We start from the raw sequence: 20954 nt of genomic DNA, 5'->3' as shown, positions 1-20954 counted from the left end.
AAAGTGCGAGCCACGCGTGCGGCGCGCTCGTCGCGCCGCCGAATGCGCTCAGTGAAACAGTTCGTCGTAATCCACCGTGGCCGTGCCGAGCTTGCCGACCACGATGCCTGCCGCGCGATTCGCGAGCACCACGGCGTCGACGAGCGGCACACCGGCGCCGAGCATCGTCGCGACCGTCGCGATCACGGTGTCGCCCGCGCCCGACACGTCGAACACTTCGCGTGCGAGCGCCGGCGCATGCAGTTCGCCACCCGCGGAAAAGAGCGTCATGCCCTCTTCCGAACGGGTGAGCAGCAGCGCGTCGATGCCGAGCTCCGCACGCAGATTCGCGACGCGCGCGCGCAGGTCGTCTTCCGATTTCCACTGCCCGACCACCTCGCGCAACTCCGCGCGATTCGGCGTGATCAGCGATGCGCCGCGATAGCGTGCCCAGTCGTCGCCCTTCGGGTCGACCAGCACCGCCTTGCCGGCCGCGCGCGCCTTCTCGATCATCGTCGTGACGTGCGTCAGGCCGCCTTTCGCGTAATCCGACATCAGCACGACGTCGTGCTGCGGCAGCAGCGCATCGAAGCGCGCGAGCCCCGCGAGCAGCACCTCGTGCGTCGGCGTCGCCTCGAAGTCCACGCGCAGCAGTTGCTGCTGGCGCGCGAGCACGCGCAGCTTGATCGTGGTCGGGAGTGCCGGGTCGCGCTCGAGATGGGGCGTCACGCCGCTGCTGCCGAGCAGCTCGACGATCCGCTCGCCCGGTTCGTCGCAACCGACGACGCACAGCAGGCCGGCCTGGCCGCCGAGCGTCACGGCATTGCGCGCGACGTTGGCCGCGCCGCCGAGCCGCTCCTCCTGACGCTGCACGTGCACCACCGGCACCGGCGCTTCAGGCGAAATGCGATCGACGTTGCCGAACCAGTAACGGTCGAGCATCACGTCGCCGACGACGAGCACACGCGAGCGCGCGAGTTGCTCGCGCGGCACCGGAACGACTTCGCGAAGAGTATTCATCGTACGTTCAGCCACGGGAGGACGACTGGGGATCGACATACGGCCGGCCGATCGCGTAATAGTCGATGCCCAGCTCGGCCATCGCATCCGGCTCGTACAGGTTGCGCCCGTCGAAGATCACCGGCGCTTTCAGCTCGGCCTTCAGGCGCGTGAAATCGGGGCTGCGGAATTCCTTCCATTCGGTGACGATCACGAGGGCGTCCGCGCCCGTGACCGCGGCGTCCTGCGTGTCGACGAGATGCAGCCGCGCCAGCGCCTTCGCGGCGTCGCCGAAATCCAGTGCGAACACGCGCCGCGCTTCGTCGACCGCAACCGGATCGTAGGCGCGCACGGTCGCCCCGCGTTCGAGCAGCGCGGCGATCAGGCGACGGCTCGGCGCCTCGCGCATGTCGTCGGTGTTCGGCTTGAACGCGAGGCCCCAGACCGCGAACTCGCGGCCCGTCAGGTCGGTGCCGAAGCGCTGCTCGATCTTGCCGATCAGCACGTCCTTCTGCGCATGGTTGGCGGCCTCGACAGCCTCCAGAATGCGCAGCGGCTGGCCGTTCTCGCCCGCGGTGCGGATCAGCGCCTGCACGTCCTTGGGGAAGCACGAGCCGCCGTAGCCGACACCGGCGTACAGGAAGTGATAGCCGATGCGCGGATCGGAGCCGATCCCGCGGCGCACGGCCTCGATGTCGGCGCCGACCTTGTCGGCGAGATTCGACATCTCGTTCATGAACGAGATGCGCGTCGCGAGCATCGCGTTCGCCGCATACTTCGCGAATTCCGCCGAACGCACGTCCATGTAGATCGTACGCTCGTGGTTGCGGTTGAACGGCGCATAGAGCTTCTTCATCTTCTCGCGCGCGATCGTGCCGGTTTCGTCGTCGTCGACGCCGATGATGATCCGGTCCGGGCGCATGAAGTCCTCGACCGCCGCGCCTTCCTTCAGGAATTCCGGGTTCGACACCACCGAAAAGCGATGCGCGACGCTGCCCGCGAGCCCGCGTGCGGCAAGCGCCTCGTCGACCACGCCGTGCACGCGCCGCGCGGTGCCGACCGGCACCGTCGACTTGTCGACGATCACCTTGAAGCCCGTCATGTGGCGGCCGATGTTGCGCGCGGCCTCGAGCACGTATTGCAGGTCGGCCAAGCCGTCCTCGTCGGGCGGCGTGCCGACGGCGATGAACTGGATCTCGCCATGCGCGACGCTCGCCTCGATGTCGGTCGAGAAACGCAGGCGCCCCGCCGTGCGGTTGCGCGCGATGATGTCCAGCAGCCCCGGTTCGTGAATCGGCATCCCGCCGTTGTTCAGGATGTCGATCTTGCGCGGATCGACGTCGAGACAGAAGACGTCGTGACCTATCTCCGCGAGGCAGGCGCCCGTGACGAGGCCGACATAGCCGGTGCCGATGATGGTGATTTTCATAGATGTTCCGGTACTTCCCGGTAATTGACTAACTTGGCCGCCGGGACGAGCCCGGCGGCAACCGCAGCGCGTTGGCTCCGCGTGCCGGGATCAGCCCGGCATCGCAGGTTCGACGCGGCGCGGCGCATAGGTTTCCCAGCCGCTGCATCCGGGGCACTGCCAGTAGAAGAGCCGTGCCCGGAAACCGCAATTCTGGCACGTATACCGTGGCAGATTTTTCGTGCGCTGCTTGATCAGCGCACGCATCATTTCAAGTTCCTTACGACGCGGTTCCTCGGCCGCCGCGATCTGCGCATCGAGCAGGTGCAGCATCCCCGACAGGTTCGGCGACTTTTCCATCTGCGTCCGCGCGAGCGTATGCGCCGCATCCTGGCCGCGCAACCCGGCGATATGCTGATAGGCGATGTCGAGCAGGTCGTTCGACGGATAACGATCGACGTACCCCATCAGCAGCTCGGCGCCTTCAGCGTTCTTGCCGAGCGCGACGTACGCCTTCATCAGCTTGTCGGCGACGAGCGGCAGATATGCCGGGTTCTGCGCTTCGACGCGCTTCCAGTGCTTGATCGCGGCCGCGTGGTCGCCCGCTGCTTCCGCCGCGTCGCCGGACAGCACCGTCGCACGGACGTTCTGCGGATTCACGGTCAGCGCGAGGCGCAACTGTTCGGCCGCCGCAGCAGCATTCTTGCGCTGCAGCGCGTCCTGCGCGAGTTCGCAGTGAAACTGCGCAATTTCGACGCCGAGCGGCTTGTCGCTCATCGATTCGATGCGCTTCGCCGTATCGATCGACTTGTTCCAGTCCTTCTCGATCTCGTAGATCGTCAGCAGCGCACGCTGCGCACCCAGTGCGTAGTCGCCGTCCGCGAGCTTGTGGAACGCCTCTTCGGCACGATCCAGCAGGCCGGCTTTCAGGAAATCCTGGCCCAGTTCGTACAGCGCGTGGTCGCGCTCGTTGACCGGCAGGTCGGTGCGGCTCAGCAGGTTCTGGTGCACGCGGATCGCGCGGTCGGTCTCGCCACGACGGCGAAACAGGTTGCCGAGCGCGAAGTGCAGCTCGACCGTTTCGGGATCGAGCTTGGCCACCTCGATGAACGCATCGATCGCCTTGTCGGGTTGTTCGTTCAACAGAAAATTGAGGCCGCGAAAATACGAGCGCGGCAGGTTGGCACTCTCCGACAGGAGATTCTTCAGGTCATAGCGTGACGCCGCCCAACCGAGCGCGAACGCGACCGGAATCGCGAGCAACCACCAGAAATCCAGATCCATGCGAAATATCGAAGCAGAGACGAAAACCGCGCGATGATCGCGCGGCGTCCGTGTTAAATGACGGGCGGCATCGGCGGCTGCTCGATGACGGCGGGCGTTTCGCGCGCCGCACGCAGATCGCGCTTCAAACGCCCGTTCTCGAGACGCAGCCGGAAGATCGAAGGCAGCGCGGACAGCAGGCCGGCCAGCAGCCCCACGGCGAAGAATGCCAGGCCGATCAGGATCAGCGGCGCTTGCCATGCGTAGCCGGCAACGAAATTCAGCGTCGCGGTTTGTGTATTGGCCAGCGCAAGCACCAGCAGGAGGACGAACACCAATACCCGGATCAGCCAGACGATAAACTTCATGAAGCCCTCTCTTTGTTGAGGTTTGCCGCGGCGCGCGACTCCCCTTCGTCGCACCGAATCGACCCGTATTGTAAAGGAAGCGTTTCCGCGGCTGCGCACATCCTGTGCGCGGCGTTGCGCGTCGGTGGCCGGAAATGAAAAAAGCGCCCGCAAGGGGCGCTTTTCTTTTCAGCCTTCGCCGGACAGGTTCCGGGCACACCGAACGACGCTCAACGGTCGTCGTCCGGATCGTCAGCCTTCAGCGGTTCACCGGCGCGGCCGTCGACGCGTTCACGCAATTCCTTGCCAGGTTTGAAGTGCGGCACGAACTTCTCGGGCACCTGCACTTTCTCCCCCGACTTCGGGTTGCGTCCGACGCGCGCCGGGCGACGATTGAGGCCAAAGCTGCCGAAACCCCGAATTTCAATGCGATGCCCTTTCGCCAGGGCGTCGGACATCGCATCGAGCATCGTTTTCACCGCGAAATCCGCATCCTTGAGGACAAGTTGCGGAAATCGCGATGCCAGCTGCGCGACCAACTCGGATTTGGTCATACTTCAGCAGACCTCGTAAGGCTTACTGGTTCTGGCCGTCGAGCTTCGCCTTCAGCAGCGCGCCGAGGTTGGTCGTACCGGTCGCAGCAGCGCTCGAGTCCGACTGCAGGCCGCGGATCGCTTCCTGTTGTTCAGCCGAATCCTTCGCCTTGATCGACAGGTTGATGCCGCGCGACTTGCGATCGATGTTGATCACCATCGCGTTGACCTTGTCGCCTTCCTTCAGCACGTTGCGTGCATCTTCGACGCGATCCTGCGAGATTTCCGACGCACGCAGGTAGCCTTCGATGTCGCCCGTCAGCGTGACGACCGCACCCTTCGCATCGACCGTCTTCACGACGCCGTCGACGATCGAGCCCTTGTCGTTCATTGCAACGTAGTTGCTGAACGGGTCGCCTTCGAGCTGCTTGATGCCGAGCGAAATGCGCTCCTTCTCGACGTCGATACCGAGCACGATTGCTTCGACTTCGTCGCCCTTCTTGTACTTGCGAACGGCTTCTTCGCCGGCTTCGCTCCACGACAGGTCCGACAGGTGAACCAGGCCGTCGATGCCGCCCGGCAGACCGATGAACACGCCGAAGTCGGTGATCGACTTGATTGCGCCCGTGATCTTGTCGCCCTTCTTGAAGTTGCGGCTGAAGTCATCCCACGGATTCGGCTTGCACTGCTTCATGCCGAGGCTGATACGACGACGGTCTTCGTCGATCTCGAGGACCATGACTTCGACTTCGTCGCCCAGCTGGACAACCTTCGACGGCGCAACGTTCTTGTTGGTCCAGTCCATTTCCGACACGTGGACGAGGCCTTCGATGCCCGATTCCACTTCGACGAATGCGCCGTAGTCGGTGATGTTCGTGACCTTGCCGAACAGGCGCGTGCCCGACGGGTAACGGCGCGAGATGCCTTCCCACGGATCGTCGCCCAGTTGCTTGATGCCCAGCGAGACGCGGTTCTTCTCTTGGTCGAACTTGAGGATCTTCGCGGTGACTTCCTGGCCAACCGACAGGACTTCGCTCGGGTGACGCACACGACGCCATGCGATGTCGGTGATGTGCAGCAGGCCGTCGATACCGCCGAGGTCGACGAACGCGCCGTAGTCGGTGATGTTCTTGACCACGCCGTTGACGATCGCGCCTTCCTTCAGCGTCTCGAGCAGCTTCGCGCGCTCTTCGCCTTGCGTTGCTTCGATCACTGCACGACGCGACAGCACGACGTTGTTACGCTTGCGATCGAGCTTGATCACGCGGAACTCGAGCGTCTTGCCTTCGTAGGGGGTGGTGTCCTTGACCGGACGCGTGTCGACCAGCGAACCCGGCAGGAACGCGCGGATGCCGTTGACCATCACGGTCATGCCGCCCTTCACCTTGCCGGTGATCGTGCCGGTGACGAGCTCGTTGTTGTCGAGCGCCTTTTCCAGCGACAGCCACGATGCAAGGCGCTTCGCCTTATCGCGCGACAGGATCGTGTCGCCGTAGCCGTTTTCAAGTGCGTCGATCGCGACGGACACGAAATCGCCCGACTGCACCTCAACCTCGCCCTGATCGTTCAGGAATTCCTCGATCGGAATGTAAGCCTCGGACTTCAGGCCTGCATTGACGACCACGAAGTTGTGGTCGACGCGCACGACTTCGGCGGAAATCACTTCGCCGGCGCGCATGTCTTGGCGGGTCAGCGACTCTTCGAACAGAGCCGCAAAGGATTCGGTATTCGGGGTGGAGGTTTGCAGGTCGGACATAAAAATCTGATTGTGCATGGCTCGCTGTGCCACGCCGGCCGGAATGGCAGGCTGAAAGGGCCAGATCGAAGACCACACGGGGTTAAGGGTTCGAAACACGCTCCGCGCTTGCGACGCGGAGCACCTACCGCTGCCCGCCTTCTCAGGCGGGCTGGCCGAGTGCCCGGTACCACTGCAGCACCTGGTCGACGGCTTCATCGACCGAAAGTGCCGACGTATCGAGCAGCTTGGCATCTGCCGCAGGCTTCAGCGGCGCGGCCGCGCGATTGCTGTCGCGCGCGTCACGTTCACGAAGATCCCGGAGCAAGTCATCTATATTAGCAGAAAAACCTTTTTGCATCAATTGCTTATGCCGCCTCGTCGCGCGTGCCTCGGCGCTGGCCGTCAGGAACACCTTCAACACGGCGTCCGGGAAGATCACCGTGCCCATGTCGCGGCCGTCCGCCACGAGGCCCGGCGTCTTGCGGAACGCCCGCTGGCGCGCGACGAGCGCGGTGCGCACGGGGCCGTGCACGGCAATCGCCGACGCACGGTTGCCGACCGCTTCGGCACGAATGTCGTTCGACACGTCGACGCCGTCGAGCTGCGCGCAACCTTCGCGGAACGTGATGTGCAGATCGTCGATCAGCTTCACCAGCGCGTCGATGTCTTCCGCGGCGATGCCGTAGCGCACGCTCGCGAGCGCCGCGAGCCGGTACAGCGCGCCGCTGTCGAGCAGGTGAAAGCCGAGGTGCGCGGCGACGAGCGCCGCGACGGTGCCCTTGCCGGATGCGGTCGGGCCGTCGATCGTGATGACGGGAGTCGGGTGAAAGGGTCGGGTCGATTTCATCGGAACAGTCGGGTCAGGCCTTGGCGAGCGCGGCGAAGCGGTCGAAATAGTCGGGGAACGTCTTGCCGACGCACTTCGGATCGTTGATCCGCACGGGCACGCCGCCCAGGCTGACGAGCGAGAAGCACATCGCCATCCGGTGATCGTCGTACGTATCGATCGCCGCGTTCGGCGTGAGCTTTTCCGGCGGCGTGACGACGAGATAGTCGGGGCCTTCCTCGACGATCGCGCCGACCTTGCGCAACTCGGTCGCCATCGCGGCGATGCGGTCGGTCTCCTTCACGCGCCAGCTCGCGATATTGCGCAGCGTGCTCGTGCCGTTCGCGAACAACGCCGCGACCGCGATGGTCATCGCCGCGTCGGGAATCAGGTTGAAGTCCATGTCGATCGGCTCGAGCTTGCCGTGATCGTGGCCAATGCCACGCACGTCGATCCAGTCGTCGCCCATCGTCACGTTCGCGCCCATCTGCATCAGCGCATTCGCGAAACCGACGTCACCCTGGATACTCGCCCGCCCCACGCCCTCGACCCGCAGCGGGCCGCCGCCGAGCGCGCCGGCCGCGAGGAAATACGACGCGGACGACGCGTCGCCCTCGACCATGATTCGCCCCGGCGAGCGGTAGCGGACGCCGGCCGGCACGACGAAGCGCTGCCAGCCGTCGCGCTCGACGGTCACGCCGAAGCGCGCCATCAGCCGGATCGTGATGTCGATGTACGGCTTCGAGATCAGCTCGCCGTCGACTTCGACGACGGTCCGGCCATCCTTCGCCTTCACGAGCGGCAGCGTCATCAGGAGTGCGGTGAGGAACTGGCTCGACACGTCACCGCGCACGCGGATCGGCGCATCGACCGAAATCGTCGCAGGCTTGATCCGCAGCGGCGGGTAGCCTTCGTTCAGCTCGTAGTCGATCTGCGCGCCGATCTGGCGCAGGCCGTCGACGAGATCGCCGATCGGCCGCTCGTGCATGCGCGGCACGCCGTGCACGCGGTAGTCGCCGCCGTTCACCGCGAGTGCGGCGGTCAGCGGCCGCACGGCCGTGCCCGCGTTGCCGAGGAACAGGTCGGCCGTCTTCGCGGTGAACGCGCCGCGCGTGCCGGTGACGACACAGGTGTCGCCATCGCGCGCGAGCTTCACGCCGAGCTTGCCGAGTGCGTCGAGCATCACACGTGTGTCGTCGGAGTCGAGCAGGTTGGTGATCGTCGTTTCGCCTTCGGCGAGCGCCGCGAGCAGCAGCACACGGTTCGAAATGCTCTTCGAGCCGGGCAGGCGCACGGTGCCCGATGCGCTGGAGTACGGGCCGAGATCGAGGTAGTCCATGGGAATCGTCCTGTTATTTCTTGACCGGTTCGGCAGCGGGCGTGCCGCCGCGTTCCTGCCATGCCTTGCGCGCGGCGCGCGAGCGCGTGAATACGGCTTCGAGCGCCGCTCCGTCACCGGCGTCGATCGCCGCGCGCAGGCGCGTGAGCACGCGCGTGTAGCCGTCGAGTTCGTCGAGCAGCGCCGCACGGTTGGCGACGCACACGTCGCGCCACATTTCCGGGTTCGACGCCGCGATGCGCGTGAAATCGCGGAAACCGCCGGCCGCGTACGAGAATTTCAGTTCCGCGTCGGCCTCGCCGAGAATCTGCTCGACGAGCGCGAACGACAGCACGTGCGGCAGATGGCTGATCGACGCGAATACGCGATCGTGCTGTTCGGTGCTCATCGTGCGCACGTCGGCGCCGGTCGCGCGCCACATCGCGTCGATCCGGGCGACCGCGTCGGGCGCGTTCTCCGGCAGCGGGCACAGCACGACGTTGCGGCCGACGTAGAGGTCCGGCAACGCCGCCTCGACGCCGCTCGACTCGCGCCCCGCGATCGGATGACCCGGCACGAACTGCGCGATCCGCACGCCCAGCGCGTCGCGCGCGGCCGCGACGACATCTGACTTGGTGCTGCCCGCATCGGTGACGATCGTCGCGCCGTCGAGCCACGGCGCGATGCGCGCGAGCAACGGACCCGTCTGCGCGACGGGCGCGGCCAGCAAGACGAGATCGGCGCTGGCGAGCGCGTCGCGCAACTGCGCGTCGTCGTCGAGCGCCGCCGCGCGATCGATCACGCCGAGCGACAGCGCGCGCTCGACCGACGCGCGCGAACGGCCCACGCCGACGATCTCGCCCGCGCCGCCCGGCGCGCGCTCGCGCAGCGCGCGGGCCAGCGATCCGCCGATCAGGCCGACGCCGAAGATGACCAGTTTGTTGAATGCAAAGCCTGACACGACAAGAGCCAAGTTACGCGCGCGAAACGACGCCCCGCACGCGGAATTCCAGATTCCGGGCAACGGGCGCGCACCCGGCGCAACCTGCACCGGATACCGCCCGAACCCGCCTTCGGCAGCGCCGACCGGCCTGCCCTGCCCGCCCGGCCACGACGCCTGTCCCAAGCAGGCGACGGGCCGCCGCGTATCAGCGTGCGCGCGGATACGAACCGAGTACCTTCAGGAACGCGGCCTTCTGGCCGAGTTCCGCCAGCGCGGCCGCCACCGCCGCATCGTCGCGGTGCCCTTCGATGTCGATGTAGAAGTAGTACTCCCACGTGCCGACGCGCGCCGGACGCGACTCGAAGCGGGTCATCGACACGCCGTGCCGCGCGAGCGGCTCGAGCAGCTTGAACACGGCGCCCGGCTCGTTCTTCACCGACACGATCAGCGACGTCTGGTCGTGACCGCTCTGGCCGGCCGGCTGCTTGCCGACGATCACGAAGCGCGTGCGGTTGTGCGGATCGTCCTGGATCAGCGAGAACGCGATCTGCAGGCCGTAATGCGCGGCTGCGCGGTCGCCCGCGATCGCGGCGACGGTCGGATCGGCCGCTGCGAGGCGCGCGGCCTCCGCGTTGCTCGCCACGGCCTGCCGCTCGAGCTGCGGCGCATTCGCCGCGAGCCACTGCTGGCATTGCGCAAGCGCCTGCGCATGCGCGCAGACACGCTTCACGCCGTCGAGCGTGCCGCTCTGCGTGAGCAGGTTGTGATGAATCGGCAGCGCGAGCTCGCCGCTGATCAGCAGCTGGGTCTGCAGCAGCAGGTCGAGCGTGCGCGATACGGCGCCTTCGGTCGAATTCTCGACCGGCGCGATGCCGAATGCCGACGCACCGGCCTCGACCGAGCGGAACACCTCGTCGATCGACGGGCAGGGCAGCCCTTCGATCGACTGGCCGAAATACTCGAACATCGCCTGTTCGCTATACGTGCCGACCGGCCCGAGGAACGCGACGTGGATCGTCTGCTCGAGCGCGCGGCTCGCGGCCATGATCTCGCGCCAGATGGCGCTGATGTGCTCGCTCGCGAGCGGCCCGGCGCTCATGTCCTGCAGCCGCGCGATCACCTGCAGCTCGCGCTCCGGCCGGAACACCGGCGCGTTGAAATGCTTCTTGACCTCGCCCACCTCGAGCGCCACCGCGGCGCGCTGGTTCAGGAGCGCGATCAGCTGCGCGTCGATCGCGTCGATGCGGTCGCGCAGCGGTTTCAGGCGGGAATTCAGTTCGTCGTCCATGCGTTTTGCCGTGCTGTTTGAACAGCGCCGCCGTCAGGCGCCGCGCTGCTCGAAGTCCTTCATGTACTCGACGAGCGCCTTCACGCCCTCGAGCGGCACCGCGTTGTAGATCGACGCCCGCATGCCGCCGACGGACTTGTGGCCCTTCAGCTGCAGCAGCCCGCGCGCCTTTGCGCCGGCAAGGAAGTCTTCGTTGCGCGTTTCGTCGGCCAGGAAAAACGGCACGTTCATCCGCGAACGTGCTGCCGGCTCGACCTTGTTCAGATAGAAGCTGCTCGCGTCGATCGTGTCGTAGAGCAGCTTCGATTTTTCGATGTTGCGGGCCTCGATCGCTTCGAGGCCGCCCTGCCGCTTCAGCCACTGGAACACGAGGCCCGCGATGTAGATCGCGTAGGTGGGCGGCGTGTTGTACAGCGAGTTGTTCGCGGCGATGGTCTTCCATTCGAATGCGGATGGGCAGATCGACAGCGCGCGATCGAGCAGATCCTCGCGCACGATCACGACCGTCACGCCGGCCATCCCGATGTTCTTCTGCGCGCCGCCGAACAACACGCCGTACTTCGCGACGTCCATCGGGCGCGACAGGATGTGCGACGAGACATCGGCGACCAGCGGCACGTCGCCGAGATCCGGGATCTCGAACGTCTCGACGCCGTCGATCGTCTCGTTGGTGCACAGGTGCACGTAGGCCGGATCGTCCGACAGCTGCCATTCGGCGCGCGCGGGCGCACGCGTGAAGCCGGCCTCCGTCTTGCCGCTCGCGGCGAGATGCGGCGTGCAGAACTTCTTCGCCTCGCCGAACGATTTCTGCGACCACGAACCCGTCACGACGAAGTCGGCCGTCTTGCGCGCACCGAGCAGGTTCATCGGCACGATCGCGTTTTCCGCGATGCCGCCGCCCTGCAGGAACAGGATCCGGTGGCTCGCCGGCACGCCGAGCAGGTCGCGCAGATCGGTCAGCGCGGCCTCGTGGATCGACATGAATTCCTTGCCGCGATGGCTCATCTCCATCACGCTCATGCCGCTGCCATGCCAGTCGAGCATTTCGTCGGCGGCCTGCCGCAGCACTTCCTCGGGCATCGCCGCAGGGCCGGCGGAGAAATTAAAGACGCGCATCGTGAAAACCTCGGGAGGGACGCGACCGGCTTGCCGCCGGCAAAACGCGCCAGAAAAGAAATGGCCGCTTGCGCTCGCGCGCAAACGGCCATTATCGCACTGTCGTCAGGCTCCCGCCAAACCCGGCCGAACGGCCGGGGGCGCGCCCGGACAGCTTACTTGCCCGGCTTGACTGCTGCGACTTCCTTGTCAGCCTGCGTACGCGTTGCCTGGATCGCTTGCGGCATGTACTTCTGCATCAGGCCGTTGACCACGTCGCGACCGACCTGATCCTGAACCTGGATGAACTTGCGGCCCGTCGGGCTCTTGTAGAACGTCGTCAGATCCTTGATCTCCGACGTGCTGTAGTACTTCGCGTATGCGTCGTACTGAGCCGACATCGCGTCGCTCTGGAACTGTTGCGTACCGAACACCTTGCCTGCGCCGTCGACCAGCTTCGGCACCGCGTTCTTCTGCAGCGTCGGAACGGCAGCCTGCTTCTGCTTGTCGTTCAGCGTCTTGTTTTCCGACAGCGCGTCCGACAGGATGGCCGGCACGAGCTGCTTGGCCTGCATTTCGGCGCTGTTGCCGATTGCCGACACGAGCTTCGGCGCGTCGATCGCGTCGAGCAGATCCTTGATCGCTGCCTTCTTGTCGGCGTCGATCGGCGCAGCTGCCGCCGGAGCTGCCGGTGCGGAATTCGACAGCGCTTGCGCCATCGCGAACGTCGGCACCAGTGCAGCCAGCAGAACCAGTTGCTTGAATTGCTTTTGCATCATCACTCCCTTTTGGAAATATGAATGGTTGCTCGCCGGCCGCGGCGCTTTTCGCCCGCGGCGGCCAGAGTCTCATCCGTTCTTCAGGCTTCGCCGTCCGACGCCTCGTCGGCCTCGCCCTCTCCCTCTTCGGCCTCCGCGATCTGCTGCAGGCCAGAGAGCTTGGTGCCCTCATCGAGACTGATGAGTGTAACACCTTGCGTGGCACGCCCCATCTCGCGAACCTCGGATACGCGGGTGCGAATCAACACGCCGGCCGTCGTGATCAGCATGATCTGATCCTCGGCGTCGACGAGCGTGGCAGCCACGACCTTGCCGTTGCGCTCGGACGTCTGGATCGCGATCATACCCTTCGTACCACGGCCATGGCGCGTGTACTCGGTGATCGGCGTGCGCTTGCCGTAGCCGTTTTCGGTTGCGGTGAGCACGGTCTGCTCCTCGCTGCCGGCAACCAGCATCGCGATGACCTGCTGCCCGTCCTCGAGCTGCATGCCGCGCACGCCGCGCGCCTCGCGCCCCATCGGACGCACGTCGTTCTCGTCGAAACGCACGGCCTTGCCGGCATCGGAGAACAGCATCACGTCGTGCGCGCCGTCGGTGATCGACGCACCGATCAGGTAGTCGCCCTCGTCGAGGCCGACCGCGATGATGCCCTTCTTCATCGGGCGGCTGAACGCTTCGAGCGGCGTCTTCTTCACGGTGCCGAGCGACGTCGCCATGAAAATGAACTTGTCGGCCGAGAATTCCTTGACCGGCAGCACGACGTTGATCTTCTCGCCTTCCTGCAGCGGGAACATGTTGACGATCGGGCGGCCGCGCGAGTTGCGCGAGCCCTGCGGCACTTCATAGACCTTGACCCAGTACACGCGGCCGCGGTTCGAGAAGCACAGGATGTAGTCGTGCGTGTTCGCGATGAAGAGCGTCTCGATCCAGTCGTCTTCCTTCATCTGCGTCGCCTGCTTGCCGCGACCGCCGCGCTTCTGCGCACGGTACTCGGACAGCGGCTGCGACTTCACGTAGCCCGCATGCGACATCGTGACGACCATGTCCTGCGGCGTGATCAGATCCTCGGTGTTCAGCTCGGTCGCGTTCAGCTCGATCTTCGAGCGGCGCGCATCACCGAATTCGGCCTTCACCGAGGTCAGCTCGTCGCCGATCATCGTCGTGATCCGCTCGGGGCGCGCGAGGATGTCCAGCAGGTCGGCGATCTGTGCCATCACGTCGCGGTACTCGCCGATGATCTTGTCCTGCTCGAGGCCGGTCAGGCGCTGCAGGCGCATCTGCAGGATTTCCTGCGCCTGCGTGTCGGACAGGCGGTACAGGCCGTCGGTCTGCATCCCGAATGCCGGGTTCAGGCCTTCCGGACGGTACGCGGAACGACCGCCGGCCGCCGCGTTCTCGCTCTCGGCGCGCGTCAGCATCTCGCGCACGAGCGACGAATCCCACGGCTTCGCCATCAGTTCCTGCTTCGCGATCGGCGGCGTCGGCGCGGCCTTGATGATCGCGATGAACTCGTCGATGTTCGCGAGCGCGACCGCGAGACCTTCGAGCACGTGGCCACGTTCGCGGGCCTTGCGCAGTTCGTAGATCGTGCGGCGCGTCAGCACTTCGCGTCGGTGCGACAGGAAGCACTGCAGGATTTCCTTCAGGTTCAGCAGCTTCGGCTGGCCGTCGACGAGCGCGACCATGTTCATGCCGAACGTGTCCTGCAGCTGCGTCGCCTTGTACAGGTTGTTCAGCACCACTTCCGGCACTTCGCCGCGCTTGAGCTCGATCACGACGCGCATGCCGCTCTTGTCGGACTCGTCGCGGATGTCGGAAATGCCTTCGAGCTTCTTCTCGTTGACGAGCTCGGCGATCCGCTCGAGCAGCGAGCGCTTGTTCACCTGATACGGCAGCTCGTCGACGATGATCGCCATCCGCTGGCCGCGGTCGATCTCCTCGAAGTGCGTGGCCGCCCGCATCACGACGCGGCCGCGCCCGGTGCGGTAGCCGTCGCGCACGCCGGCGACGCCGTAGATGATGCCGGCCGTCGGGAAGTCCGGCGCCGGGATGATCTCGATCAGCTCGTCGATCGTCGCTTCCGGGTTGCCGAGCAGGTGCTGGCACGCGTCGACGACTTCGTTCAGGTTGTGCGGCGGGATGTTGGTCGCCATGCCGACCGCGATGCCCGACGAGCCGTTGATCAGCAGGTTCGGAATGCGCGACGGCAGGACCGACGGCTGCATTTCGTTGCCGTCGTAGTTCGGCTCGAAATCGACCGTTTCCTTGTCGATGTCGGCAAGCAGTTCGTGACCGATCTTCGCCATGCGAATTTCGGTGTAACGCATCGCCGCGGCATTGTCGCCGTCGATCGAGCCGAAGTTGCCCTGCCCGTCGATCAGCATGTAGCGCAGCGAGAAGTCCTGCGCCATCCGCACGATCGTGTCGTAGACCGCGGTATCGCCGTGAGGGTGGTATTTACCGATCACGTCACCGACGATACGCGCCGACTTCTTGTACGCGCGGTTCCAGTCGTTGTTCAGTTCGTGCATCGCGAACAACACGCGCCGGTGCACGGGCTTGAGGCCATCGCGGACATCCGGGAGGGCACGTCCGACGATCACGCTCATCGCGTAATCGAGATACGAACGGCGCATTTCCTCCTCTAGGGAGGTGGGCAGGGTCTCTTTGGCGAATTGATCCATGTATCCGTATCGTTTCGGAGCGAAGACGGCGAACGCCTTTCGCGTGGGCGCTGCATGCGCAACGCAACGCGAGATTCTAACATGCGCCCATCAGCCGCCAATCCGCCTCCCCCTCTATATGTAAACAGCAAAAATCGCGGTCGCCGCGAATCGGCCGAAATCGCGTGCGCCTCGACGCCGCAGGCGGTCGCCCCCGCGTTTCATGCGCACGAGTAAACAACTGCATGCATTCACGCAATTTCGCCGCCCCGCTCTTGACAATCTCTAAAAGTTACGGCAGGCCGGTGTTGCGCATGCACCACAAAGTTGAAGCGATCTTGGGGTGGGGAGGATTTTTTTTCGTAGGAAGGGAACGATATGGCAAAATGCCAACGCACTGAAAGTTAGACGCTGCTCGAAGTCTACACAGAGCGGTGCCGCGTTTTTTGTGCCGCACCAATGTTATACTTCGAGCAATGTATGACTTGTCACCGTCAACAGGCTCGCAGTAAACCTGCGGTAATCTCAATTTCGAGAGGAGAAATATGAATAAACTTTCAAAGCTCGCGTTCATTGCAGCTACCGCAGTTATGGCTGCATCCGCTTCGGCACAGTCGGTGCCGGCGTCGCGTCAAGCCGTCAATGACAACTGGGTGAACGGCACGGGCGAATGGGTGTGGATGAACGGCACGAACGAGCTCTGCTGGCGCGATGCGTTCTGGACGCCGGCCACCGCCAACGCGAAGTGCGATGGCGCACTGGTCGCCCAGGCACCGCAGCCGCCGGTCGCTCCGGTCGCTCCGGCCATCACGAGCCAGAAGATCACGTATCAAGCTGACGCACTGTTCGACTTCGACAAGGCAACGCTCAAGCCGCTGGGCAAGCAAAAGCTGGACGAACTGGCTTCGAAGATCGAAGGCATGAACACGGAAGTGGTCGTCGCAACGGGCTACACGGACCGCATCGGTTCGGACAAGTACAACGACCGTCTGTCGCTGCGCCGTGCGCAAGCCGTGAAGTCGTACCTGGTCAGCAAGGGTGTGCCGGCCAACAAGATCTACACGGAAGGCAAGGGCAAGCGCAACCCGGTTACGACTGGCTGCAACCAGAAGAACCGCAAGCAACTCATCGCCTGCCTCGCACCGGACCGCCGCGTGGAAGTCGAAGTGGTTGGTACGCAGCAAGTGCAGAAGACGACCGTTCCGGCAAACTAAGCCGCGGTTTTCGACTGCTTCAAAGCCCCGCTCCGGCGGGGCTTTTTCATTGACGCCCGTCCAGGCGCTCGCTGGCCTCGTCGTCCGCCCGCTTATATACTCGGGGCTGACGCACCGAAGCACCGCCCTCCTCTCGTAGCCCGTTTGCCGACATGACCAACGCCGATCCGCACGAACTCCAGAAATTCAGCGACCTCGCCCACCGATGGTGGGATCCGAATGCCGAATTCAAACCGCTGCACGACCTGAACCCGGTCCGGCTCGGCTGGATCGACGCGCATGCGCACCTGGCCGGCAAGCGCGCACTCGACATCGGCTGCGGCGGCGGCATCCTGTCCGAATCGATGGCCGGGCTCGGCGCCCAGGTCAAAGGCATCGACCTGTCGACCGAAGCGCTCGGCGTGGCCGACCTGCACAGCCTCGAAAGCGGCATTTCGGTCGAGTACGAGGCGATCGCGGCCGAAGCGATCGCCGCGCGCGAACCGGGCACCTACGACGTCGTCACGTGCATGGAAATGCTCGAGCACGTACCGTCTCCCGGCGACATCGTGGCCGCGTGCGCGACGCTCGTGAAACCGGGCGGCTGGGTGTTCTTCTCGACGCTGAACCGCAACCTGAAGTCCTACCTGTTCGCCGTGATCGGCGCGGAATACATCGCGCAAATGCTGCCGAAGGGCACGCACGATTACGCGCGGTTCATCCGCCCGTCGGAACTGGCCGGCTTCGTGCGCGCGACGGATCTGCACATCGTCGAGATCAAGGGCATCACGTACCACCCGATCGGCAAGCGCTTCGCGCTGTCGAACGACACCGATATCAACTACCTGGTTGCGTGCCGTCGCGGCGCGTGACCCTCCAACCGGCATGACGACTCCCCTTTCGACCGCGCGGATCGCAGACGAACCGCGCCTGTTGCACTGCGATGCGGTTCTGTTCGATCTGGATGGCACGCTCGCCGACACGGCGCCTGACCTCGCGGCAGCCGTCAACAAGATGCAGCGCGAGCGCGGCCTGCCCGAAACGTCGCTCGACGTGTTGCGGCCGCTGGCCTCGGCCGGCGCACGCGGCCTGCTCGGCGGCGCGTTCGGCATCGATCCTCATACGCCCGGCTACGAAGCGATGCGCGACGAGTTCCTGGCCAACTACGCGACCGATCTGTGCGTGCATACGACGCTGTTCCCCGGCATCGGCGACGTGCTCGACGAACTCGATGCGCGCGGCGTGCGCTGGGGCATCGTCACGAACAAGGCGATGCGGCTCACCGCACCGCTCGTCGATCTGCTCGGCCTCGCGCCGCGCGCCGCCTGCGTCGTCGGGGGCGACACAACACCGCACTCGAAACCGCATCCGGCCCCGCTGCTGCATGCCGCCGAGCAACTGACACTCGCGCCCGAGCGTATCGTCTACGTGGGTGACGACCTGCGCGACATCCAGGCCGGCAGCGCCGCCGGCATGGCTACGGTCGCGGCCGCATACGGCTATTGCGGCGACGGTATCGCGCCGGCCAACTGGCAGGCCCAGCACCTCGTCGGCACGACGCAGGAACTGCGGCACCTGCTGCGCGATGTTGGGCTATAATGGTCGATCTTATCCGCGGGGGCGACCTGGTTTCGACAGGGGTTGTGAAGCGGCTAGGGCATGTCGAGGACCCGTCACCTCGTTAATCAATGGGAAAATCGTAACTGCAAACGACGATACGTTCGCACTGGCAGCCTAAGGGCCGCCGTCCTCTGCCTAGTTCACTGACGGGCTAGTGTCGCAAGACCGGTAGCAATACCGCCAGAGGTCATTTACGTCAGTTAAGCCCTGTCGGCGTCGCGACGCCAGGGTCGAAAATCCAGCGAATCGCCGTAGTGCAGCGTGTTCGTCCGCGTCGCTGCGGTTAAATCAAAAGACTGGACTAAACATGTAGAACTAGTCGTGGAGCGCTTCTGGACGCGGGTTCGATTCCCGCCGCCTCCACCAAATACCCGCCAAACGTTCACCACGTTTCGCAAAGAAAACCCCGCCGAGCGTTGCTCCGCGGGTTTTTTTCTTGCCTGCGAAACGCACCCGCCCCGCACCCTCCGAAAAAGCGCCCAGCCCCGACGGGCCGGGCGGAATGCCGCCGGTGTCGTGGCGGCAGGAGGTGACGGATGTTCTGCCGCGCCGGCGCCATCATCGGTTGCGCCGAATGGCGGCCGGCCCGGGGGGGCAGGCGTCGGGCACGACGCATCGCCGCACCCGCGTTCGCCCACCCCAGACAACGTGCGACTTAGCTGCCGCGATACAGCGACTTCATTTCTTCCGCGCTGGCCGGGCGCACGCCCATGGCGCGCGATCCGGACGCCGAAGCGCCCTGTGCCTGCGCACCATAGCCGCTGGCGTCGGCGCCTTGCGCTTGCGCCAGCGCGCTGCGCTGCTGCTCCGCGATACGGGCCGTTGCGGCCTGGATCGCTTCCGGATAATGCGGATCTTCGCCGCGGGCGGTGTTGTAACCGGCCTGCTGGAGTTGAACCAGTTCGGCACGAACCTGCGCACGGGTGAGCGTCGAACCCGACTGGGCGAACGACACGACCGGGGCAACGAGAGCAGCGGCAACGACAACGGCTTGAACGAACGACTTCATGATGACCTACCTCCAGATTTGTCTGATTCGGCGGTGAACACCTTGATCAGCGCCGACAAACCGAAGTTTATGTAGGTGGATGCTTAAGAATAAGGCAGGTTTCAGGAAGACATCCTTCCTGATTTAAGGGTTAACCCTAGATTCCTGTCGGAACGGCAACGCGGGCGATCGGCCGCTTCGTCCGTCCCCGCGTTGCGAGAAGGCTCGCCGAAAAGCGCGAGCCCCGCGAGGCGACGGGCTTCGCGGGGCTCGAATAAAGCGGGATCGGGGCGGAACGTGCGCAGCCGTCTATCAGTCGATCGAGCCGCTGCGCAGAAGACCGCGCCCGTTCAGGCGCAAACGCGCCGCCTGCGCGTTACCGGGTATCCATCGGGCACTTCAGGTTGCAGCCGTTCGGGTCGCCCAGGTCACCCTTGCGGCGCAATGCCGACTTCTTGCCGCTCTGGTATTTCTCGGACGGCGCCGACGCCGCGAACGGCATCTGCGGATGTTCGTTCAGGCGGAACTGTTCGCTCAGGATCCCGCCGGGCACACCCGGGGAATTCTGCGCGAACGCAAGCGGCGAAGCGACGACCAGCAGCCCTGCGGTCAACGCTGCCGCAGAAAGGGGAACGGAAAATTTCATGGCGGGATGACGCCTGAACGGCGTGCTTGTTGGAACGTTGATCAAGCGGCAAGCGTAGCGCAAATCCCCCACTGCTGCAGCGCGGTCCGGTCGCGTTCTCGTTACGGAGAATTGCGGTCCGGCACGCTCGTGCCGTCGCTGCCGGCAAGCCCTGTCGCGATGGGTTCCAGCGCGCCGCACGCGGCCGGATCGTAGCCGTCGAGATGCGCGACGCGCTCGACGAACCGCGCGTCGCGCAGCAGCGCCAGCACATCGGCGAGCGGCCGCACATCGAGCCGCGCACGTTCGCACGCGAAGTAGTAATCCTCGTCGACGACCGGGATGAAGTCGAGCCCGAAGTGACGGGCGGCCGGCTCGACGCCGAAACCGAGATCGGCCATGCCGCTCGCGACGAACGCCGCGATCGCCGAATGCGTGAGTTCGGCCGACGCATAGCCGTCGATACGCTCCGGATCGATGCCGATCGCGCGCAATGCGAGATCCAGCAGCATGCGCGTGCCCGACCCCGGCTGGCGATTGACGAAGCGGATGTCGCTGCGCGCCAGATCCGCCAGCCCGCGCACTTGCTTCGGATTGCCGCGCGGCACGAACAGCCCCTGCTGGCGGCGCGTCAGGTGGATCAGCACGTGGCGTGTGTCGTCGAACCAGGGCCGGTAGATTTGCGCGCACTGCGCGCGAAACGCGCCGCGCGGCAAATGGAAGCCTGCGAGGTCGCATTCGCCGCGCGCGAGCGCCTGCACGGCCTCGACGCTCTCGCGATATTTGATGTCGACGGCCGCCTGCGCATCGACGAGCGCGGAGACCAGCGTCGCGACCGCATAACCATGCGACGCATGAATGCGCACGGCGCCGTCGCGCTGCGCGAGCCGCCGGTTCAGCTCACTGGCCACCTCGGCCGCGAGCGTGCGCAGATTCCCGTCGAGGCGGCTGCGTGCCAGACGCTGCGCATCGACGACGGCCTGCCCCAGCGCCGACAACGTCGAACCCTTGCCGCGCGCGGTTTCGATCAACTCCCCGCCGATGCACGATTCCAGCGCGCGGAGCATGCCCCACGCGTGCCGGTACGACAGCCCCTTGGCTTGCGCGGCCTGCGCGATGCTGCCCGTCTCCGCCACGAGCTCCAGCAGCGGAGCGACGTCGGACAGACTGGCCGAGCGGCCTTCCGTGTCGCGTACGGTCAGATACGCGTCGCATTCGATCCGAATCAATTATGCACTCCGATTTCCTATTGCGACCGCGAAATCTTCCGCTTATCGTTGGTCAAAATCAATCAGAACCAAGTCCCGCTGCGCCATATATGAATTTCGAGCGCATATGAGGCTTTGGAG

19 protein-coding genes and 1 other RNA gene are annotated in these 20954 nt (G+C 65.1%); 4 read left to right on the top strand and 16 right to left on the bottom strand.

Annotation, left to right across the window (positions count from 1 at the left end; translation table 11 throughout):
* Window positions 1–48: 48 nt before the first annotated feature.
* The 13 genes from rfaE1 to gyrA all read right to left on the bottom strand — a co-directional run bounded on the left by rfaE1 (window position 49) and on the right by gyrA (window position 15200).
* On the bottom strand, window positions 49–999 hold the full coding sequence (gene rfaE1, locus SY91_RS07430; RefSeq protein WP_011694215.1) for a D-glycero-beta-D-manno-heptose-7-phosphate kinase: 951 nt from the start codon (window positions 997–999) through the stop codon (window positions 49–51).
* Window positions 1000–1006: 7 nt separating this feature from the next.
* Complete coding sequence (locus SY91_RS07425) at window positions 1007–2407, bottom strand: UDP-glucose dehydrogenase family protein (protein ID WP_023475824.1); 1401 nt, start codon at window positions 2405–2407, stop codon at window positions 1007–1009.
* A 90-nt stretch (window positions 2408–2497) separates the two neighbouring features.
* Window positions 2498–3670, bottom strand: a complete 1173-nt coding sequence (gene lapB, locus SY91_RS07420) for a lipopolysaccharide assembly protein LapB (RefSeq protein ID WP_023475823.1) — start codon at window positions 3668–3670, stop codon at window positions 2498–2500.
* Between the two features lie 53 nt (window positions 3671–3723).
* On the bottom strand, window positions 3724–4017 hold the full coding sequence (locus tag SY91_RS07415) for a lipopolysaccharide assembly protein LapA domain-containing protein (protein WP_023475822.1): 294 nt from the start codon (window positions 4015–4017) through the stop codon (window positions 3724–3726).
* 209 nt (window positions 4018–4226) lie between these two features.
* Window positions 4227–4550, bottom strand: a complete 324-nt coding sequence (locus SY91_RS07410; protein ID WP_011544886.1) for an integration host factor subunit beta — start codon at window positions 4548–4550, stop codon at window positions 4227–4229.
* Between the two features lie 22 nt (window positions 4551–4572).
* Window positions 4573–6285 carry a 30S ribosomal protein S1 gene (gene rpsA / locus SY91_RS07405; protein ID WP_011544885.1) on the bottom strand — a complete coding sequence of 571 codons (1713 nt, stop codon included), beginning with the start codon at window positions 6283–6285 and terminating at the stop codon, window positions 4573–4575.
* A 142-nt stretch (window positions 6286–6427) separates the two neighbouring features.
* Entirely contained in the window at window positions 6428–7114 is a 687-nt protein-coding gene (gene cmk, locus SY91_RS07400) for a (d)CMP kinase (RefSeq protein ID WP_006476573.1), read from the bottom strand.
* Between the two features lie 13 nt (window positions 7115–7127).
* Window positions 7128–8432 (bottom strand): 3-phosphoshikimate 1-carboxyvinyltransferase, encoded by a 1305-nt coding sequence (gene aroA / locus SY91_RS07395; protein ID WP_023475821.1) that lies wholly within the window; start codon window positions 8430–8432, stop codon window positions 7128–7130.
* A 13-nt stretch (window positions 8433–8445) separates the two neighbouring features.
* On the bottom strand, window positions 8446–9372 hold the full coding sequence (locus tag SY91_RS07390; RefSeq protein ID WP_043887301.1) for a prephenate dehydrogenase: 927 nt from the start codon (window positions 9370–9372) through the stop codon (window positions 8446–8448).
* Window positions 9373–9559: 187 nt separating this feature from the next.
* Window positions 9560–10642 (bottom strand): prephenate dehydratase, encoded by a 1083-nt coding sequence (gene pheA, locus SY91_RS07385; protein ID WP_006476576.1) that lies wholly within the window; start codon window positions 10640–10642, stop codon window positions 9560–9562.
* Between the two features lie 33 nt (window positions 10643–10675).
* Window positions 10676–11758 (bottom strand): 3-phosphoserine/phosphohydroxythreonine transaminase, encoded by a 1083-nt coding sequence (gene serC / locus SY91_RS07380; RefSeq protein WP_006496544.1) that lies wholly within the window; start codon window positions 11756–11758, stop codon window positions 10676–10678.
* A gap of 155 nt (window positions 11759–11913) precedes the next feature.
* On the bottom strand, window positions 11914–12513 hold the full coding sequence (locus tag SY91_RS07375) for a DUF2059 domain-containing protein (protein WP_006486966.1): 600 nt from the start codon (window positions 12511–12513) through the stop codon (window positions 11914–11916).
* 83 nt (window positions 12514–12596) lie between these two features.
* Window positions 12597–15200, bottom strand: a complete 2604-nt coding sequence (gene gyrA / locus SY91_RS07370) for a DNA gyrase subunit A (protein WP_011694211.1) — start codon at window positions 15198–15200, stop codon at window positions 12597–12599.
* Between the two features lie 524 nt (window positions 15201–15724).
* Between gyrA and ompA the strand changes: the two genes are divergently transcribed.
* The 4 genes from ompA (at window position 15725) to ssrA (ending at window position 18358) form a co-directional block, all read left to right on the top strand.
* Complete coding sequence (gene ompA / locus SY91_RS07365) at window positions 15725–16393, top strand: outer membrane protein OmpA (RefSeq protein WP_006476579.1); 669 nt, start codon at window positions 15725–15727, stop codon at window positions 16391–16393.
* A 152-nt stretch (window positions 16394–16545) separates the two neighbouring features.
* Complete coding sequence (ubiG, locus tag SY91_RS07360) at window positions 16546–17244, top strand: bifunctional 2-polyprenyl-6-hydroxyphenol methylase/3-demethylubiquinol 3-O-methyltransferase UbiG (protein WP_023475819.1); 699 nt, start codon at window positions 16546–16548, stop codon at window positions 17242–17244.
* A gap of 13 nt (window positions 17245–17257) precedes the next feature.
* Window positions 17258–17971 (top strand): phosphoglycolate phosphatase, encoded by a 714-nt coding sequence (gph, locus tag SY91_RS07355; RefSeq protein WP_023475818.1) that lies wholly within the window; start codon window positions 17258–17260, stop codon window positions 17969–17971.
* A gap of 17 nt (window positions 17972–17988) precedes the next feature.
* Window positions 17989–18358, top strand: a transfer-messenger RNA (tmRNA) gene (gene ssrA / locus SY91_RS07350).
* A gap of 289 nt (window positions 18359–18647) precedes the next feature.
* Here ssrA and SY91_RS07345 read toward each other — a convergent pair.
* From SY91_RS07345 to SY91_RS07335, 3 genes are all read right to left on the bottom strand, one after another.
* Window positions 18648–19001 carry a DUF4148 domain-containing protein gene (locus SY91_RS07345; protein ID WP_023475817.1) on the bottom strand — a complete coding sequence of 118 codons (354 nt, stop codon included), beginning with the start codon at window positions 18999–19001 and terminating at the stop codon, window positions 18648–18650.
* Window positions 19002–19356: 355 nt separating this feature from the next.
* Entirely contained in the window at window positions 19357–19626 is a 270-nt protein-coding gene (locus SY91_RS07340) for a hypothetical protein (RefSeq protein WP_023475816.1), read from the bottom strand.
* A 101-nt stretch (window positions 19627–19727) separates the two neighbouring features.
* Complete coding sequence (locus SY91_RS07335; protein WP_023475815.1) at window positions 19728–20834, bottom strand: substrate-binding domain-containing protein; 1107 nt, start codon at window positions 20832–20834, stop codon at window positions 19728–19730.
* Between the last annotated feature and the right edge of the window lie 120 nt (window positions 20835–20954).

This window comes from Burkholderia cenocepacia (assembly GCF_014211915.1).
GTDB classification, from domain to species: Bacteria; Pseudomonadota; Gammaproteobacteria; order Burkholderiales; family Burkholderiaceae; genus Burkholderia; species Burkholderia orbicola.
Note: the sequence above shows the minus strand (reverse complement) of the source record. Positions and strands in the feature narration are given on the sequence as shown.

Excerpts from the sequence above, each read along its gene's own strand:
- rfaE1 (WP_011694215.1), bottom strand. The coding sequence starts at position 999 with ATGAATACTCTTCGCGAAGTCGTTCCGGTGCCGCGCGAGCAACTCGCG.
- SY91_RS07425 (WP_023475824.1), bottom strand. The coding sequence starts at position 2,407 with ATGAAAATCACCATCATCGGCACCGGCTATGTCGGCCTCGTCACGGGC.
- lapB (WP_023475823.1), bottom strand. The coding sequence starts at position 3,670 with ATGGATCTGGATTTCTGGTGGTTGCTCGCGATTCCGGTCGCGTTCGCG.
- SY91_RS07415 (WP_023475822.1), bottom strand. The coding sequence starts at position 4,017 with ATGAAGTTTATCGTCTGGCTGATCCGGGTATTGGTGTTCGTCCTCCTG.
- SY91_RS07410 (WP_011544886.1), bottom strand. The coding sequence starts at position 4,550 with ATGACCAAATCCGAGTTGGTCGCGCAGCTGGCATCGCGATTTCCGCAA.
- rpsA (WP_011544885.1), bottom strand. The coding sequence starts at position 6,285 with ATGTCCGACCTGCAAACCTCCACCCCGAATACCGAATCCTTTGCGGCT.
- cmk (WP_006476573.1), bottom strand. The coding sequence starts at position 7,114 with ATGAAATCGACCCGACCCTTTCACCCGACTCCCGTCATCACGATCGAC.
- aroA (WP_023475821.1), bottom strand. The coding sequence starts at position 8,432 with ATGGACTACCTCGATCTCGGCCCGTACTCCAGCGCATCGGGCACCGTG.
- pheA (WP_006476576.1), bottom strand. The coding sequence starts at position 10,642 with ATGGACGACGAACTGAATTCCCGCCTGAAACCGCTGCGCGACCGCATC.
- serC (WP_006496544.1), bottom strand. The coding sequence starts at position 11,758 with ATGCGCGTCTTTAATTTCTCCGCCGGCCCTGCGGCGATGCCCGAGGAA.
- SY91_RS07375 (WP_006486966.1), bottom strand. The coding sequence starts at position 12,513 with ATGCAAAAGCAATTCAAGCAACTGGTTCTGCTGGCTGCACTGGTGCCG.
- gyrA (WP_011694211.1), bottom strand. The coding sequence starts at position 15,200 with ATGGATCAATTCGCCAAAGAGACCCTGCCCACCTCCCTAGAGGAGGAA.
- ompA (WP_006476579.1), top strand. The coding sequence starts at position 15,725 with ATGAATAAACTTTCAAAGCTCGCGTTCATTGCAGCTACCGCAGTTATG.
- ubiG (WP_023475819.1), top strand. The coding sequence starts at position 16,546 with ATGACCAACGCCGATCCGCACGAACTCCAGAAATTCAGCGACCTCGCC.
- gph (WP_023475818.1), top strand. The coding sequence starts at position 17,258 with ATGACGACTCCCCTTTCGACCGCGCGGATCGCAGACGAACCGCGCCTG.
- SY91_RS07345 (WP_023475817.1), bottom strand. The coding sequence starts at position 19,001 with ATGAAGTCGTTCGTTCAAGCCGTTGTCGTTGCCGCTGCTCTCGTTGCC.
- SY91_RS07340 (WP_023475816.1), bottom strand. The coding sequence starts at position 19,626 with ATGAAATTTTCCGTTCCCCTTTCTGCGGCAGCGTTGACCGCAGGGCTG.